The sequence below is a fragment of the Pandoraea soli genome (assembly GCF_902459595.1).
Classification (GTDB): domain Bacteria; phylum Pseudomonadota; class Gammaproteobacteria; order Burkholderiales; family Burkholderiaceae; genus Pandoraea; species Pandoraea cepalis.
On sequence record NZ_CABPSG010000001.1, the window covers coordinates 775,398 to 789,705 of the forward strand.

At 63.4% G+C, this 14,308-nt stretch carries 13 protein-coding genes; 4 read left to right on the forward strand and 9 right to left on the reverse strand.

Features of this window, described 5'->3' with window-relative positions:
* Nucleotides 1–99 precede the first annotated feature (99 nt).
* On the forward strand, nt 100–729 hold the full coding sequence (locus tag PSO31014_RS03320; protein ID WP_246176221.1) for a methyltransferase family protein: 630 nt from the start codon (nt 100–102) through the stop codon (nt 727–729).
* On the opposite strand, the gene cynR is transcribed toward PSO31014_RS03320, so the two are convergent.
* Complete coding sequence (gene cynR / locus PSO31014_RS03325; protein ID WP_246176200.1) at nt 710–1,681, reverse strand: transcriptional regulator CynR; 972 nt, start codon at nt 1,679–1,681, stop codon at nt 710–712. The two genes, PSO31014_RS03320 and cynR, sit on opposite strands and share 20 nt — an antisense overlap.
* A gap of 140 nt (nt 1,682–1,821) precedes the next feature.
* Between cynR and PSO31014_RS03330 the strand changes: the two genes are divergently transcribed.
* Nucleotides 1,822–2,991, forward strand: a complete 1,170-nt coding sequence (locus PSO31014_RS03330) for an HPP family protein (RefSeq protein ID WP_150550275.1) — start codon at nt 1,822–1,824, stop codon at nt 2,989–2,991.
* Nucleotides 2,992–3,019: 28 nt separating this feature from the next.
* Nucleotides 3,020–3,298 (forward strand): hypothetical protein, encoded by a 279-nt coding sequence (locus PSO31014_RS03335; RefSeq protein WP_150550276.1) that lies wholly within the window; start codon nt 3,020–3,022, stop codon nt 3,296–3,298.
* 140 nt (nt 3,299–3,438) lie between these two features.
* Here PSO31014_RS03335 and PSO31014_RS03340 read toward each other — a convergent pair whose 3' ends face one another.
* Both PSO31014_RS03340 and PSO31014_RS03345 read right to left on the reverse strand, forming a co-directional pair.
* Nucleotides 3,439–4,941: a M81 family metallopeptidase gene (locus tag PSO31014_RS03340; protein WP_246176201.1), complete on the reverse strand. Its 1,503-nt coding sequence runs from the start codon at nt 4,939–4,941 to the stop codon at nt 3,439–3,441.
* 67 nt (nt 4,942–5,008) lie between these two features.
* Entirely contained in the window at nt 5,009–6,295 is a 1,287-nt protein-coding gene (locus tag PSO31014_RS03345) for an MFS transporter (RefSeq protein WP_150550277.1), read from the reverse strand.
* A gap of 119 nt (nt 6,296–6,414) precedes the next feature.
* Here PSO31014_RS03345 and PSO31014_RS03350 point away from each other — a divergent pair, with 119 nt between their 5' ends.
* The gene (locus PSO31014_RS03350; RefSeq protein WP_150550278.1) at nt 6,415–7,332 is read left to right on the forward strand and encodes a LysR family transcriptional regulator; all 918 of its coding nucleotides are present in this window, start codon (nt 6,415–6,417) and stop codon (nt 7,330–7,332) included.
* A gap of 33 nt (nt 7,333–7,365) precedes the next feature.
* Here PSO31014_RS03350 and PSO31014_RS03355 read toward each other — a convergent pair whose 3' ends face one another.
* Genes PSO31014_RS03355 through PSO31014_RS03380 form a run of 6 tightly spaced genes read right to left on the reverse strand, consistent with a single transcriptional unit; the run spans nt 7,366 to nt 14,264 of the window.
* Entirely contained in the window at nt 7,366–8,175 is an 810-nt protein-coding gene (locus tag PSO31014_RS03355; protein WP_150550279.1) for an HpcH/HpaI aldolase/citrate lyase family protein, read from the reverse strand.
* Between the two features lie 46 nt (nt 8,176–8,221).
* On the reverse strand, nt 8,222–8,971 hold the full coding sequence (locus PSO31014_RS03360) for a GntR family transcriptional regulator (RefSeq protein ID WP_017233440.1): 750 nt from the start codon (nt 8,969–8,971) through the stop codon (nt 8,222–8,224).
* A gap of 36 nt (nt 8,972–9,007) precedes the next feature.
* Complete coding sequence (locus PSO31014_RS03365) at nt 9,008–10,198, reverse strand: CaiB/BaiF CoA transferase family protein (protein ID WP_150550280.1); 1,191 nt, start codon at nt 10,196–10,198, stop codon at nt 9,008–9,010.
* Entirely contained in the window at nt 10,195–11,367 is a 1,173-nt protein-coding gene (locus PSO31014_RS03370) for an acyl-CoA dehydrogenase family protein (RefSeq protein ID WP_150550281.1), read from the reverse strand. Before PSO31014_RS03370 ends, PSO31014_RS03365 begins: the two co-directional genes overlap by 4 nt.
* A 29-nt stretch (nt 11,368–11,396) precedes the next feature.
* Nucleotides 11,397–12,830 (reverse strand): MmgE/PrpD family protein, encoded by a 1,434-nt coding sequence (locus tag PSO31014_RS03375; RefSeq protein WP_150550282.1) that lies wholly within the window; start codon nt 12,828–12,830, stop codon nt 11,397–11,399.
* Between the two features lie 36 nt (nt 12,831–12,866).
* Nucleotides 12,867–14,264 (reverse strand): MFS transporter, encoded by a 1,398-nt coding sequence (locus tag PSO31014_RS03380; protein ID WP_150550283.1) that lies wholly within the window; start codon nt 14,262–14,264, stop codon nt 12,867–12,869.
* Nucleotides 14,265–14,308: the final 44 nt, after the last annotated feature.

A 14,308-nucleotide genomic window follows, 5' to 3' on the forward strand; every position in this document is an offset into this window, starting at 1 on the left:
GAGGTGCAGACGTGACCGGCATCAAGGACCTGGATCATGGAAAGCAAGAACTACGTGGAGCTGCCCCTGGACGGTGCGTTGTCCCGTGACGAACCGGGCATGCAGTCTCGACCCCACTGGCGTGAAATGGCGGTGGAGATATCGGTGCGCGTGTGCTCCGCGCTGCTGCTAAGCATCTTTGCGTATTCGGCCATCCTGCAATGGCGCCTTGACCCCGCCCGTCTGACGGTGCTGCTGCTTGCACTTGCGTCGTCGTTGACCGTCGGTCTGTCGCTGTTTGCCCGCATTCCCGAGACGCGCGACTGGCGACCGCTGAGCATTGCGCTGTCGGTCGGCGGCACGTTCTACTTCCTGGCTATCGAGCTGGCGCCAGGGATCCGGCTTATCCCGGAGACGGTGGGTGCAACCCTGTGTTGTGCGGGCATTCTGTGGCAACTGCTCGCCAAGGCGTCGTTGCGCCGGTCGTTCGGCCTCTTGCCGGCGAACCGGGGCATCGTGACCCGCGGCGCCTATCGTCTTGTCCGGCATCCGATCTATCTCGGCTACTTCATCACGGACATGGGCTTTCTGTCGACGAACTTCGGTTGGCGCAACCTGCTCGTCTATGCAGGCTTGTACGCCCTACAGATTGGACGACTGCTTCGGGAAGAATGGCTCTTGTCCCGCGACCCGGAATATCGGGCTTATCAAGCGATCGTGCGTTACCGCGTCATCCCCGGGGTGTTCTGACGACAGTGCCGTCGGCCCGATGACGGTCGTCGTCGATGAATGACGACGCAAGCCCAAGCTGACGCGTCGACGACATCACGATGTTCGCAAAGGCCTTTGCGGCGGCGGTTCGGTGCACCCGTTGCCGCTCCAGAATGGCCACGGTACGGCTCGTGATGGGCTCCGGCAGATCGAGATGCGAGAGTCCTGTCGGCACGTCCCCGCTGACCTGGGGCAATACGGTGGCCATCCCCCCAAGCTGGACAATTCTCAGAACCGCACTGATGGAGTTGGCCTCGATGGCGATATTAGGCGCGATTTTGTGCGCTCGGAAATACGCATCCGCATACGTTCTGGCGGCGAAACCTTCGACGAGCATCACAAGCGGCAGGCTCGCCAATTGCGCCGATGTGATGGCAACCCCCGCGCAGCGCAGTGGATGCGTCGAGCTGACGACCAGCGTTGCCCGCTCCTCGAATAGGGGCGTCACCTGGATGCCTTCGGTTCGAACATCGGTGAATCCAACGCCAATGTCGCTTTCATCCGCGCACAACGCGCCTTCAATGGCGTCGAGCGACATTTCCGACAAATACACATGGACGTTCGGATAGTGCTCGTGAAACGAGTGCACCCATTTCGGCATCAGCGATTCGGTAAATGAAGGGGTACACGCCACGCGAAGCACCCCGCGAGAAAGATCCTCAACCTCCTGCAACGCTCGCCACCCGGCTTCAAGCTCGAACAACGCCTTGCGCGCATGCGCAACGTACGTCTCGCCAGCATCGGTGAGTCGTATCGACCGTCCGGTCCTGTCAAACAATGTTGTGCCGAGGTAGTCCTCGAGCTGCTTGATTTGCTGCGACAACCCAGGCTGGGAAACGCCCAACGCGTCCGCAGCACGTGTGAAGTTCTTGTGCTCTGCAACAGCGAGCAAATACCGTATCTGACGCGGGACCACGGTGCGGCTCTCCATAACTTGAACTTATCGGGACCATTGCAACCACGTCTTGGACTCTATTGACGCGCAGAGGCAGAATCATGGACGGCCAGCCGATCGAAGTCACTCGTGCGGCGAGGCGCTTTTTCCTTCACACCATAACAATTCGAAAGGGTATGTTGACTCAAAAGCAGATGCAAGCATGGTTAGGCGCGTTTCTGCCGAACGCCACGGGCCTCAGTGCACGGGAACGCCTGCGCTCTGGCTTGGGCGCAGCAGCAGCGCTGACGATTGCCGGGCTGACCATCCATCTATTCCCCGGATTCTCCAGTCGTTTTCCGCTGCTGATCGCCCCGATGGGGGCCTCCTCGGTGCTGCTCTTTGCCGTACCCGCCAGCCCGCTCGCTCAACCGTGGTCGGTGATTGGCGGCAACGTCATCGCCGCCATTGTCGGCGTCACGTGCGGCATCGTCATTACGAATGTGCCGATTGCCGGCGCAATCGCCGTTTCCGTGGCCATCCTGGCGATGTTTGCCGCGCGTTGCGTGCATCCGCCCGCCGGTGCCGTGGCACTGACCGCCGTGTTCGGCGGGGCCGGCATCCATGGAATGGGCTATGCCTTCGCCATTGCCCCCGTTGCCCTGCAGTCGACGGTGCTGGTGTCTCTCGCCATCATTTATCACTCGCTCACGGGGCACCGCTATCCGCATCGCGTGGTGAAGGTCAAGGCGACGGAATCGGCTGATGATTCGATGGAAACCGGCGCCGGATTCACGCGTAAAGATCTGGAAGCCGTGCTGGCGCGTCGAAATGAATTCATCGACGTGGACATCGACGACCTGGAGGCGCTCCTGCGAGAAACCCAGCTCGCCGCCTGCCGCCGTACATTTCACGGCCTGACGTGCCAGGACATCATGACGAAGTCGCCATTGACGGTGCTCGAGGAGACGGATTGCTCCGTGGCGCTCAAGTTGCTGGAGCGTCACGCCATCAAGGCGCTTCCGGTACGCGATACCGATCATCGGATCGTCGGCATCGTGACGCGGTATGACATCCATCGCGAGCTTGGACGTGCGGCCGGACCGCAAAGCATTGGCAACGCGCTCGGTTGGCTTCTCCCCGGGAAGGACAACACCCGATCGGTCGGCTCGGTGATGACAACCAAGGTGTGTACCGCAAAGGGCTCAGATTCCATTCTCGACCTGCTGCCCACGTTCTCCACGACCGGGCACCACCATATTCCAGTGGTTGATGACGGCAATCATGTCATCGGAATGATTACGGAGAGCGACTTGATTGCGGGACTTCACGCGGGAACGCAAATTCACCAGCTCGAAGCCGCGTAGATCTTCCCGGCACTTACCAGGAGGGGGCATGAACCTGAGAACCATCGAAACCTATCGGTCCGTCCACATCGAGGCTGCGCTCGAGCTTGAGCATCACGGGTACATCGCGTGGATACGCTATCGCGATAGGCGCAGGATCGTCGCGCACCGACAAGTGGCGCCCTCCGTCGGGAAATGCTTTGAGGCCGTGGATGTCCTCGTCAAGCAATTGCGGGCTGAAATTGACGAGATGATCCGACGCGGCGACGCCACTGAAGACCCGAGGCGGGTTCACTGGGCGCCGCGACCGTCGCCCCGGATGCCATAGGGCGAGCGATGGTCCGGGATGGGCGACTATCCCTCTTCCCTATGCCTCTCGCCTATTTCTCCGTCAGGCTGGCCTAACGACGGTGTCGTGCATGGCGCCTTCCGCCCAGACGTCCTGGTATTTGATGTGTAGCGCCGACGCTACCCGCCAAAAGGCTCACCGCCGGGCCGGGTGCGCATGCCGGGTGCGAGACGCGTCCAGGGCAAATCGGCGGGATCGGCGGTCATGGGGCCCGGCGCCTTCGCCACCAACACCGCCTCGGCGATTGGCTCGAAGTCCGCGCGAAAATGCACCGAGCTCTTGTTCACGAGGATCCGCATCTCCTCCGGCTGGATTCCCGCCACGCGATACAGATTGCGGTCCAGCATCTGCGCCTTGCTGGAACTGATCGCAATCAACACGTCGTCGATGCGCAAGCACGCGACCGGGCCAAGTTCGGCTTGCATGCCGTTCATCATGGGGCCGTCATAGCGGCACCGACCCTCGGAGAGGAACGTGACTTCGAACTTGCCGACGAACGGTTGGTCGCCAGGCACGCCCGACTGCCCGCCCAACGACATCTCAATCTGCGCGCCGATGCCCGCGCGATGCGCTAACGCCGCAGCATCCGGATCGTATATCAGGCCGACCGCAGCGCGCTTTGCCCCATGACGAACAAGCGCTCGCAGCATCTCCATCGTGTTGGCATCGCCACCGGCCCCGGGATTGTCCTGCGTATCGGCAATGACGACCGGACGACTCGCCCCTTCGGATAATCGCATCGCCTCTTGCACTGCGGCATCGGGGGACAGGAACGTGACGCGCCACGCAGACTCCTCGTCGATCATGCGCCGATAAAGCGCGTCGACGGCAGCATCCGTGGCGTCGGCCGCATGTCCGTACGCCCAAATCACCGGACCGCATTCAGGAAAATCCGCTGCCGGAAACCCGGGTGCGAACGATGCCGATACGACATCGCCCACTTCCGCCTCGCCGACGCGCTGGTACATCCCGCGCGATGGTTCGAGCAGCGTACACATGCCATTGATCGGAATGAGAAAGGGCAATCGCCGCGACGCACGATGCAGCTCTTCTCCCGATATCAGCCGTGCAAGCAGATCGGCCGCACGCGCCCCCGTCTCGGCCATATCCACGTGCGGATACGTGCGATACGCGACGAGTGCATTCGCGTTGCGCAACATTCGTTCGGTGACGTTCGCGTGTAGATCAAGCGACGCGACAATAGGCACGCTCGGGCCGACGACCTCGCGTACGCGCGCAAGCAGCTCGCCTTCCCCATCGTCGACATGTTCGGCAACCATCGCCCCATGCAGGTCGAGATACACCGCATCGAACCGCTGCGTGCGCGCCGCCTCCACGATTTCGCCCGCGATCCGCTCGAATGCGTCGCGCGTCACGTGCGCCGACGGACTCGCGCCTGCCCAGATGACCGGCGAGAGCGCATATCCGGCAGCCTCCGCCGCTCGAATGAAGCCGCCGGCGGGAATGTTGACGTCGCGCAGCGCGAGTACGTCGCTGCCGCGCGACATCGACGGAAAGCCTTCGCCACGCTCGAAGTTCTCGTACGCGGCTTTCGACGGCGCAAAGGTATTGGTTTCGTGTTGGAAACCGGCGATCAAAATGGTCGGAGGGGTACGGGACAAAATCAGACCTCTGATGAAATTGTGGGGGCGGGATCGGGCGTAACAGGCGTCACAGGCATCGCAGACGTCAAGTGGTGCGTGCCGGACGCATCGCGATCAATACGATTGCGCCGATGGCCAGCAGCGCGACCATCACGTACAGCCCGGCGTGCAGACTGCCGGTCGCACCCTGCGCCCAGCCGATGATCGTCGGACTCAGGAAACCGCCCATCAGCCCGATGGTGTTGATGAGCGCAATGCCGCCCGATGCCGCGTCGCCCTTGAGGTATTCGGACGGCATCGCCCAGAACACGGTATAGGCGACCCACATCATGGCGGTCGCAATCGTCATGCAGGTCAGCGAAAGCGCGAGATCGCTGCTGAAGAGCGTGGCGAGCGCCAGCGTCGCCGAACCGATGAGTGCGGGCACTGCGCTGTGATAACGACGCTCGCCGCGCCGATCGGAACTGCGGCCGACGAGCAGCATCGCGACGGCCGCGGCGACGTAAGGTATCGCCGAGTAAAAGCCAATCTGCAGGGTGTCTCGCACGCCGGCCGCCTTGATGATCGACGGCAGCCAGAAGCTCACTGCGTAGATTCCGCAGATAAAGCAGAAGTATGGCAACGCGAGCCAATAGACCCGCGGATCCTTGGCGACCTGCGCGAACGAATGATGTGATCCGCCCCGGGCATCGAGTTCCGACGCGAGCAGGCGCTTCTCGTCGGCGCTCAGCCAACGTGCGTCGGCAGGCCGGTCGTCGAGCACGAACAGCGCGAGCACGCCGAACACCACGCACGGCAATCCCTCGATCAAGAACATCCACTGCCAGCCGTCAAGGCCGTGCGCGCCGGAGAACGCCGTCATGATCCACGTCGACAGGGGACCGCCAAACATGCCGCCGATCGGACCTGCCAGCATGACAATCGCCATGACCTGCGCCATGCGCGCGCGACCGTACCAATAGGTCAAGTAGAAGATCATGCCGGGTGCGAATCCCGCCTCGAAGACGCCGAGCAGAAACCGCATCGTGTAGAACATCGGCTCCGAACGCACGAACACCATCGACGCCGACGTCACTCCCCACAACACCATGATCCGGCTGATGGTTTTGCGCGCGCCCACCTTCGGCAAGAGGAGATTGCTGGGGACTTCGAACAACACATAGCCGAGGAAGAAAATGCCCGCGCCGAGACCGTACACGGCATCGGAGAAGCCCAGATCGCTTTGCATCTGAAGCTTCGCGAAACCAATATTCACCCGGTCGAGGTACGCGAACGTGTAGCAAAGCAGCAGAAACGGAAGCAGCCGCCAGTTCAACTTGCGATACAGCGCCGCGTGCCGCTCAGTGAGAGGCGTGGAAGGAATAGCGGACAAGAGCGTTCTCCGGTGTGCTTAGGATGAATTCATCATTAACAGCCAAAAACCGAAGAGCAAGAGCAACCTAAGTCGGTTATCGTTGCTCATTTGGCAACACTTAACCGAGGACGGACACGGTGCGCGAACTGAATCAACGGCGTTTGCGGTATTTTCACGAAGTGCTTACGCACGGCTCGATCCGCGCGGCAGCCGACAGCCTCAATACGGCGGCGTCGGTGATCACTCGGCAAATCCGGCTGCTCGAGGACGAGATTGGCGCACCGCTTTTCGAGCGGCGTGCGCGGGGTGTCCGGCCGACCGAAGCGGCCATGCACCTCCTCGAATATTGGCGGGGATGCCAGTCGCAACAGGAGCAGTTCGAAGATCGGCTTGAGGCGCTGCGCGGTTTGAAGCGGGGCAATGTCCGGCTTGCGATCAGCGAGGGTTACATCGACGGCCTGATGGAAGAGGTGCTCAACGACTTCTGCATGCAGTTCCCCGGTCTCGACGTGATCGTCGATATCCTGCCGGTCAACAACGTGCTGGAGGAGGTGGCGCAGAGCCGCGCGCACATCGGTCTGGCCTATAACCCTCCCGCGCATCCGGAGATTGAATTCCGCGCGACGTCGTCGCAGCCGATCGTGCTGCTCGTCAATACCCGGCATCCGCTCGCACTGCGAGGCGGGACCGTCACCATCGAGGAAATGCTGCAATATCCGTTGGCGTTGATGCCGCCCGCATTCGGGCTTGGACAGGTTGTCGAGATGCTGGCTTACACGGAAAACGTCGACATCCGCCGAACGCTGACCACAAACTCGCTTCAGGTACTACGCCACTTCGTGACTCGCGGAGAAGGCGCGACGCTGATCGGCGCCTTCTCCGTGTACCGCGAAATCGATGCCGGCGAACTCGTGGCACTGCCCATTGCACACCCCCTCTTCGAAGCAGCGAAGGCGCGGGTGCTGGTGAAATCTCGTCGTCCGCTTTCGGCGGCGGCGGAAACGTTGCTGACGTGGATTCTGAAGCGGATGACGATGTTTTCGGAGCGCCATTGAACCTGGGGCCAACTGGCGCCTTTGGCGCGGCCCCTAAGCCAGCTGCGCCACGATCGCCTTGGCACGTTCCACAACCGGCCGGTCAACGAGCTTGCCGTCCACGGCGATCGCGCCTGCGCCTCCCGTGGCGACCGCATCGAGCACCCGCGTCGCCCACTCGGCTTCCTGTTGCGTCGGCAGGAAACCATCGCGCACGATCCCGACTTGCCTCGGGTGAATACAAAGCTTTGCCCCGAAACCAAACGCGCGTGAATGGCGCACATCGGCTCTCAACGCGTCGTCATCGCCGATGGCGACGGTCACCCCATCGATGGGCGCCGGCAACCGCGCATAGCGTGACTCGATCACGAACTGCGTGCGAATCGCATCGAGCGCGGCACCGTCGTCGCCGATGCCGGCGTCCGCGCAGAAGTCGACCGTACCGAATGCCAGGCGCGTCACCCCCGGCGCCCCCGCGATTTCGCGCAAACGCACCACCGCGTCGACCGTCTCGATCAGCGCATAAAGCGTCTGCGCCTCGCGCAAGCGGGCGCGCAACGACTGCAGCTCGTCGGCCCGCTCCGTCTTTGGCAACATGATCCCCGCGACGCCCGGCATTTCGGCCAATCGCAGATCGTCGGCGTGCCAGGGCGTATGCACGCCATTGATGCGCACCAATACACGCGCGTCTTCACCGTGTTGCGCCAGCCATTGAAACAGCGCGTCGCGTGCCGTCTGTTTGTTGTCGGGAGAAACGGCGTCCTCGAGATCGAGGATCACGCGTGCCGCGTCGGTGGCGAGCGCCTTGTCGAAGCGATCCGGACGGTCGCCGGGAACGAACAGATACGTGGATACAGCGTTCATGGGTGCCCCTTTGCGCGGGCGCCCTTCCCGACGCATTGACGGGGTGTCAGGAGGCGGCGCGCCAGTCGCGTTGAAATGTTTCCGAATAACTGAAGCGGTCGGCCGGGTGAATGCTGATCGCCGCCTCGACGATTTCCTCACGGCGATTCAGATACCGCCGGCAAATCCACAAGGCCGCCGACTTCGGCTTCACGTTGAGCCAGCGCGCCTGCGCCGGCGTGATGAGCGTGGCCCGAATCTCCTGCTGCACCGCCGCGATCTTCTCACCGAACTGCTCTTCGATCAGCGTGTAGATCGGCACGTGCGAACTGTCCGCGATCCCCTCCAGCGCACGAAACGCCGGATGGATATAGATGTCGCTGACACAAATGGGGTCCGGCTCGCCGCCACTGCGCCGCAGCGCCGATAGATGCAGCCACGACTCACCATTACCGGCGCGCAGCACCGGCGCCAGTGTCTCGTCGACTTCGACCAGATCGCGCGCGAGGATCTCCAGCTCGGTGTCGGCCGTATATTGCTGCAAGTCGCCCAGTTGCCGCATCACCTGCTGGTAGCCGCTGACCGCCTCGCGCGCCAACACGCGCGTGCCGACGCCGGGCTGTCGATCCACCAGCCCCATCTGCACCAGGCGCTTGACCGCCTCGCGCACCGTGAAACGGCTGGCACCGAACTGCTCGCACAGATCGAACTCGGTCGGCAGGAAGTCACCGACCGCGTATCGACCATCGCGGATCTCGTGGATCAGCGTCTGCGCGAGCTGAAGATAGCGTGGCTGCTGGTTAAGCAATGGGGTCATGCGCGTGGTCGGCGTTGCCGGTGAGGAGTAATGGTGTCATTGCACCACAGCTTGTTCGCGCAGCCAAGCAATCGCGTCGTCGCCGAACCCGGCTTCGCGCAGCACCTCGTCCGTATGCTCGCCCATTCGCGGCGCCGCGCGTGCCGGCAGCGGTGTGTCGATGCGCACCGGCGACGCCACGCCCTTGATCGGGCCATGCTCAGGGTGCTCGAAGTCCATCACGCGCGCCTGCTCGGCCACGAACGGATTGTCGAGCGCCTGCGCGACATCGTGCACCGGCGCCGCCGGCACCTTGCCCGCGAAGCGCTGCATCCACGTCGCCGTGTCCTCGGTCATCAACACGTCGTCGAGTTCGCGACGCACGCGGTTGCGATGCTTCAGGCGCGCCGCATAGTTGCAAAGCTCGGGGTCGGTGATCCATTCCGGCTTGCCGATCTCCTGCGCCAGCACACCCCAGAATTTCTCCTTGTTGCACATCAGGAAGATCCAGCCGTCGCGCGTGCGGTACAACTCGCTGGGCGTGAGCGACGGATGGCTCGAACGCGGTTCGCGCCGCGTCATGTGTCCGCCGTTCAGGTACCACGTCGCCACATAGGCCAAGTTATGCAGCGCCACGTCGAACAGACTGACATCGAGGTCGCGCCCCGTGCCCGTCTTGCGTGCTTCGAGCACGCCAGCGAGCAACGCCATCGAGGCGGTCGTGCCGGTCATCAAGTCGATGATCGACAGGCCGAAGCGCGCGGGCGGACCGTTCGGCTCGCCCGTGAGCGACAGATAGCCGGCCTCGGCCTGCATCAGGTAGTCGTAGCCGGGCCACGCCTTGCGCGAACCGGTGCGGCCGTAAGCCGACAAGTGCACGCATACCAGCGCGGGGTTCGCGCGCGCCAGCGACGCATAGTCGAGGCCGAGCTTGACGGGGAGATCGCCACGTAGATTGTCGAACACGGCATCCGCCGACTCGACCAGCTTGAGCAGAATCTCGCGGCCTTCGGCGCTCTTGAGGTCGAGCGCCATGCTGCGCTTGTTGCGATTGAACGCTTCGTAGAAGTGGCTGTCGCCCTCGCCGAAGAAGTGCGGGCCGACCGCGCGGCCGACGTCGCCGCCGTCCTTCGCGTTCTCGATCTTGATGATGTCGGCGCCGAGATCGGCCAGATGCTGCGTGGCGAACGGACCGGCACCGTATTGCTCGACTGCGATCACCCGCAGTCCGGACAGTGGCAGGCTCATACCGGATTCCTCTCGATCAGTTGCTTCGCGATGATGATGCGTTGCAGCTCGTTGGTGCCCTCGCCGATCACGAGCAGCGGCGCATCGCGATACAGTCGCTCGATGTCGAATTCCTTCGAATAGCCATACGCACCGTGGATGCGCATCGCCTCGGTGCTGTTCTCGACGCCCGCCTCGGTGGCAAAGTACTTCGCCATGCCGGCTTCCATGTCACAGCGTTCGCCGCGGTCATACGCCTGCGCCGCCGCATCGACGAGCAACCGCGAGGCATGCACGCGCGTGGCCATCTCGCCGAGCTTGAGCTGGATCGCCTGATGCTCGCAGATCGGCTTGCCGAAGGTCTTGCGTTGCTGACTGTAGGCGACCGAGGCGTCGAGTGCCGCCACCGCGATGCCGAGACCGCGCGCCGCGACGTTGATGCGACCCAGTTCCAGCCCGCTCAGGATCTGCTTCAGGCCACGCCCCTCCTCGCCGCCGATCAGGCGATCGACCGGCACGCGGTAGTTGTCGAAGTTGAGTTCGCAAGTATCGATGCCCTTGTATCCGAGCTTTTCCAGCTTGCGGCTCACTTCGAAGCCGGGTCCCTTCTCCGCGATCAGCAGGCTCATGCCGCGATGTCGCGGCTGTGCCGTCGTATCGGTCTTGACCAGCAGCACCAGGCAATTACCGTACAGGCTGTTGGTAATCCAGGTCTTGGCGCCATTGACCACGTAATGATCGCCGTCGCGCGTGGCGGTCGTGCGGATCGCCTGCAGATCGGTGCCGCAATCCGGTTCGGTCAGGCCAATGCCGCCGCGCAGCTCGCCAGTGGCGAAGCGCGGCAGGAAGGCCGCCTTCTGGTCCGGTGTGCCGTTGCGCTGCACCGTCATCGCCATGATCAGATGCGAATTGACGATGCCGCTGAGCGACATCCACACCGCCGACATGCGCTCGATCATGCGTGCGTAGATTCGGGTCGACAGCCCCAATCCGCCATACTCGGGCGCGATCAGGCAACCGAACAGCCCCATCTCCTTCATCTGCTCGACGATCTCGGCGGGATACTCGTCGGCTTTCTCCAGCGCATGCACGTAAGGCTTGACCTCGACCTTGAGGAAGCGGTCGAGCATGTCGAGGATCAGCGCATCGTCCTCGCCTTGCCCTGCGGTGTTGCTTTCCACTTGCGTCATCTCACTATCTCCAGACATTCACTCGCGGCCTAGACCGACTCGCCGAGTACGGCATGCAGGGTGCCCGCGGACAGGCGGTCGAGCGAGAGCACGGTCTCGCGCACCTTGTCCACGCGTGCCTGCGGCAGCACCCGCGCGGCGTTGGCGACGTACTTCTCCACGATTTCCTCATTGCTGAGCGGACGATCCGCGCTGCCGCGATTGATCGCCTCGCGGTGCGCGAGCGTGCTGCCGTCGCGCAGTTCCAGCACGACTTCCCCTGTGTAGTGGCGCGGGAAGGTGCTGGCCGGGTCGATCTCATACTCGACCTTGGCGGCCAGCGCGAGCACCGCGTCGTTGCGCAGCGCCGCCGGTTCGAGTTCGTCGAGCGTGAAGTGGCCCTTGATCAAGGCACTCGATACCACATAAGGTACGCTGAACTGCGCGTCGTAGCTGTTGGCCGGACGGCGCTTGTTGGCCACCGGCTCGCACACGGTCTTGACGACCGCCTCGGGCACCTTCACGCGGATGCGCTCGACGTGATCGCCCAGTTCGCTGATCTTCGCGCCTCGTTGCTGCCATACCTTGTGCAACGCCGTGCCGGCGTCGGCGAACGCGTGCGTGAAATGGCAGGCCGGCACCGGCTTGATCGCCACTTCCTCGATCTGCCATTGCTCGCCCAGGCCGTCGGTCGCGAGCGACAGATCGGCATTGTCGCTCTGGTCACCAAGGTAGCTCGAAAACAGACCGAAGCGTCCTTCGTACGGTGCCGACGCACCGATGTAACCATGCGCGGCCAGGGTCGCCGCGGTGAACGCCGACTGCGCTGCCCAGCCCGGATGCAAGCGTTTGGTCCAGGCGCCGTCTTGCAGGAATTCGAGGCTGCCGCTGGCCATCGACAGCGCGATGCCCTGCGCCATTGCGGTCTGTTGCGCGGTCAGGCCCAGCAGGCGTGAGGCCGCCAGCGTGCAGCCGAAGATCCCCACGACACCGGTCGGATGGAAACCCACCTGGTGAAAGCCACCCTTCGCCACCGAGCCGATGCGCGTGGCCGCTTCCATGCCGGCGATGTAAGCCGCCAGCATCTGCGGACCATCGGCACCGCGCATCTCCGACACGCCAAACACGCACGGCAACACGCTCGCAGTGGCATGGATCACGCCGCGCGAATGCGTGTCGTCGAAGTCCAGACCATGGACGAGCACGCCGTTCATGACCATCGCGTCGCGCGTGTTGAGGCGATGGCCACGGCCGATCACCGTCGCGCCCGGTTTGTCTCCGACGCTCAGGGCCGTGAGACCTTCGAGCGCGACCCGGGTGAAGTCGGCCGGCTGCGACGCATAGGCCAGGCCGATCGCGTCGAGCAGCAAGTGCTTGGCGCGTTCGCGCACGACCGTCGGCACGGCGTCGAGCGAAAGGCCCAGGGCGAACGAGGCCAGCGTCGCCGAGATCCCCTGGGGGGAGGTGTTCACGTCTGAAGTCATTCTGTCTCCTTCTTGACCGGATGCAAGGTGTTGAGGCTAGCGCTCGGCATGCATGACACGCGTTGTCGCGGCGCCGCCGAGACTGGCGTCGTTAGGGATACCGATATCTTCGAGCGACTGTTGATTCGTTTCCACGCGCAGCACCAGCAGCGCGACGATCAGCAGGCCAAGCACGCCGCTCACCATCGCCAGCACACCGGAGATGCCGAAATGCTGGAACAGGGCCACCGCCAGATACGGCGTGCTCATCGATGCCGCACGGCCGCACACGCCGGCAAAGCCTGTGCCACGCAGACGGAACGCCGTTGGGAACAACTCGGGGATATAGCCATACAGACCGAGCGTGACGACCGTATAGATCGACGTGACCAGGCAGAAGCCGACGACCGAGATCGACACCGCATCACGCATTTGCGGATACAGGAAGCCGAGCACGATCGTGGCCGCCGAGAACAGCACGAGTCCGCGCTGACGTCCAAGGCGATCGCCGAGCAGGTAGCCGACCAACGCACCGCCCGGGGCGCCAAAGGCCATCAGCGTGGTGAATCCGAGCGACTGCACCACCGTCAGGCCCTGCTTGACGAAGAAGGTCGGCAGCCAGGCGACGAAGCCATACACCGCGACATTGATGGCAACACAGGTAAGCGCGGCGGTGAGCGTGCGGCCAATGACGGGCTTCGAGAACAGCACTGACAGGGGCACGTTGCGCGCCATCACCGGCTGGGCGGGCGGCACCGGTGGCAGCGTGCCGTACTGTCGCTTCACTTGGCCCTCGATCTCGGCGAGCGTGGCTTCCGCCTCCTGGGTGCGGCCCATCGATTCGAGCCAGCGCGGCGATTCCGGCATGCGCTTGCGCATGATCCAGATGGCGATGGCGCCCGCGCCTGCGATGGCGAACATCCAGCGCCAGCCGAAGTTCGGGATCACGACATACCCGACACTCGTGGCGATCAGCAGGCCCGAGTTGATGATGAGCCCCATCAGCGAGATCCAGCGTCCGCGATAGGCGGGTGGCACGAATTCGCACAACGTACCGGCAGCCACGACAAGCTCGGCACCGAGACCGAGGCCCATGACGAAACGCAGCACGATCAGCGTGGCCATGTTCGGCGCGAAGCAGGCCAGCAGCGACGCGACACCGAACACGGCGAGGTTGATCTGGTAGGAATAGCGTCGACCGAAGCGATCGCCGACGTAGCCGGCCAGCGCGGAGCCGATCAGCATGCCGAAGAAGGTGGCTGAGATGAAGGCCGCGTTGAGCTGCAGCGTCGAGAAGCCGCTCTTGACCAGCGCCGCGAGCACGCCGGCGGCGAGGTAGACATCGAAGGCGTCGAGCAGCGCCCCCCCACTGATGAGTCCGAGAATCTTCCAGTGAAACCTCGCCAGGGGAAGCCGGTCGAGCCGGGCCCCAGCGTTGACGGAGGTTGCGTTCATACGGTTGTCTCCTGAACGTTGGTGGCATCCATTCGTCTGAAGCG

Coding starts and splice junctions, on each gene's coding strand:
- PSO31014_RS03330 (WP_150550275.1), top strand. CDS start 1,822: ATGTTGACTCAAAAGCAGATGCAAGCATGGTTAGGCGCGTTTCTGCCG.
- cynR (WP_246176200.1), bottom strand. CDS start 1,681: ATGGAGAGCCGCACCGTGGTCCCGCGTCAGATACGGTATTTGCTCGCT.
- PSO31014_RS03335 (WP_150550276.1), top strand. CDS start 3,020: ATGAACCTGAGAACCATCGAAACCTATCGGTCCGTCCACATCGAGGCT.
- PSO31014_RS03375 (WP_150550282.1), bottom strand. CDS start 12,830: ATGACTTCAGACGTGAACACCTCCCCCCAGGGGATCTCGGCGACGCTG.
- PSO31014_RS03320 (WP_246176221.1), top strand. CDS start 100: ATGCAGTCTCGACCCCACTGGCGTGAAATGGCGGTGGAGATATCGGTG.
- PSO31014_RS03380 (WP_150550283.1), bottom strand. CDS start 14,264: ATGAACGCAACCTCCGTCAACGCTGGGGCCCGGCTCGACCGGCTTCCC.
- PSO31014_RS03360 (WP_017233440.1), bottom strand. CDS start 8,971: ATGACCCCATTGCTTAACCAGCAGCCACGCTATCTTCAGCTCGCGCAG.
- PSO31014_RS03355 (WP_150550279.1), bottom strand. CDS start 8,175: ATGAACGCTGTATCCACGTATCTGTTCGTTCCCGGCGACCGTCCGGAT.
- PSO31014_RS03370 (WP_150550281.1), bottom strand. CDS start 11,367: ATGACGCAAGTGGAAAGCAACACCGCAGGGCAAGGCGAGGACGATGCG.
- PSO31014_RS03365 (WP_150550280.1), bottom strand. CDS start 10,198: ATGAGCCTGCCACTGTCCGGACTGCGGGTGATCGCAGTCGAGCAATAC.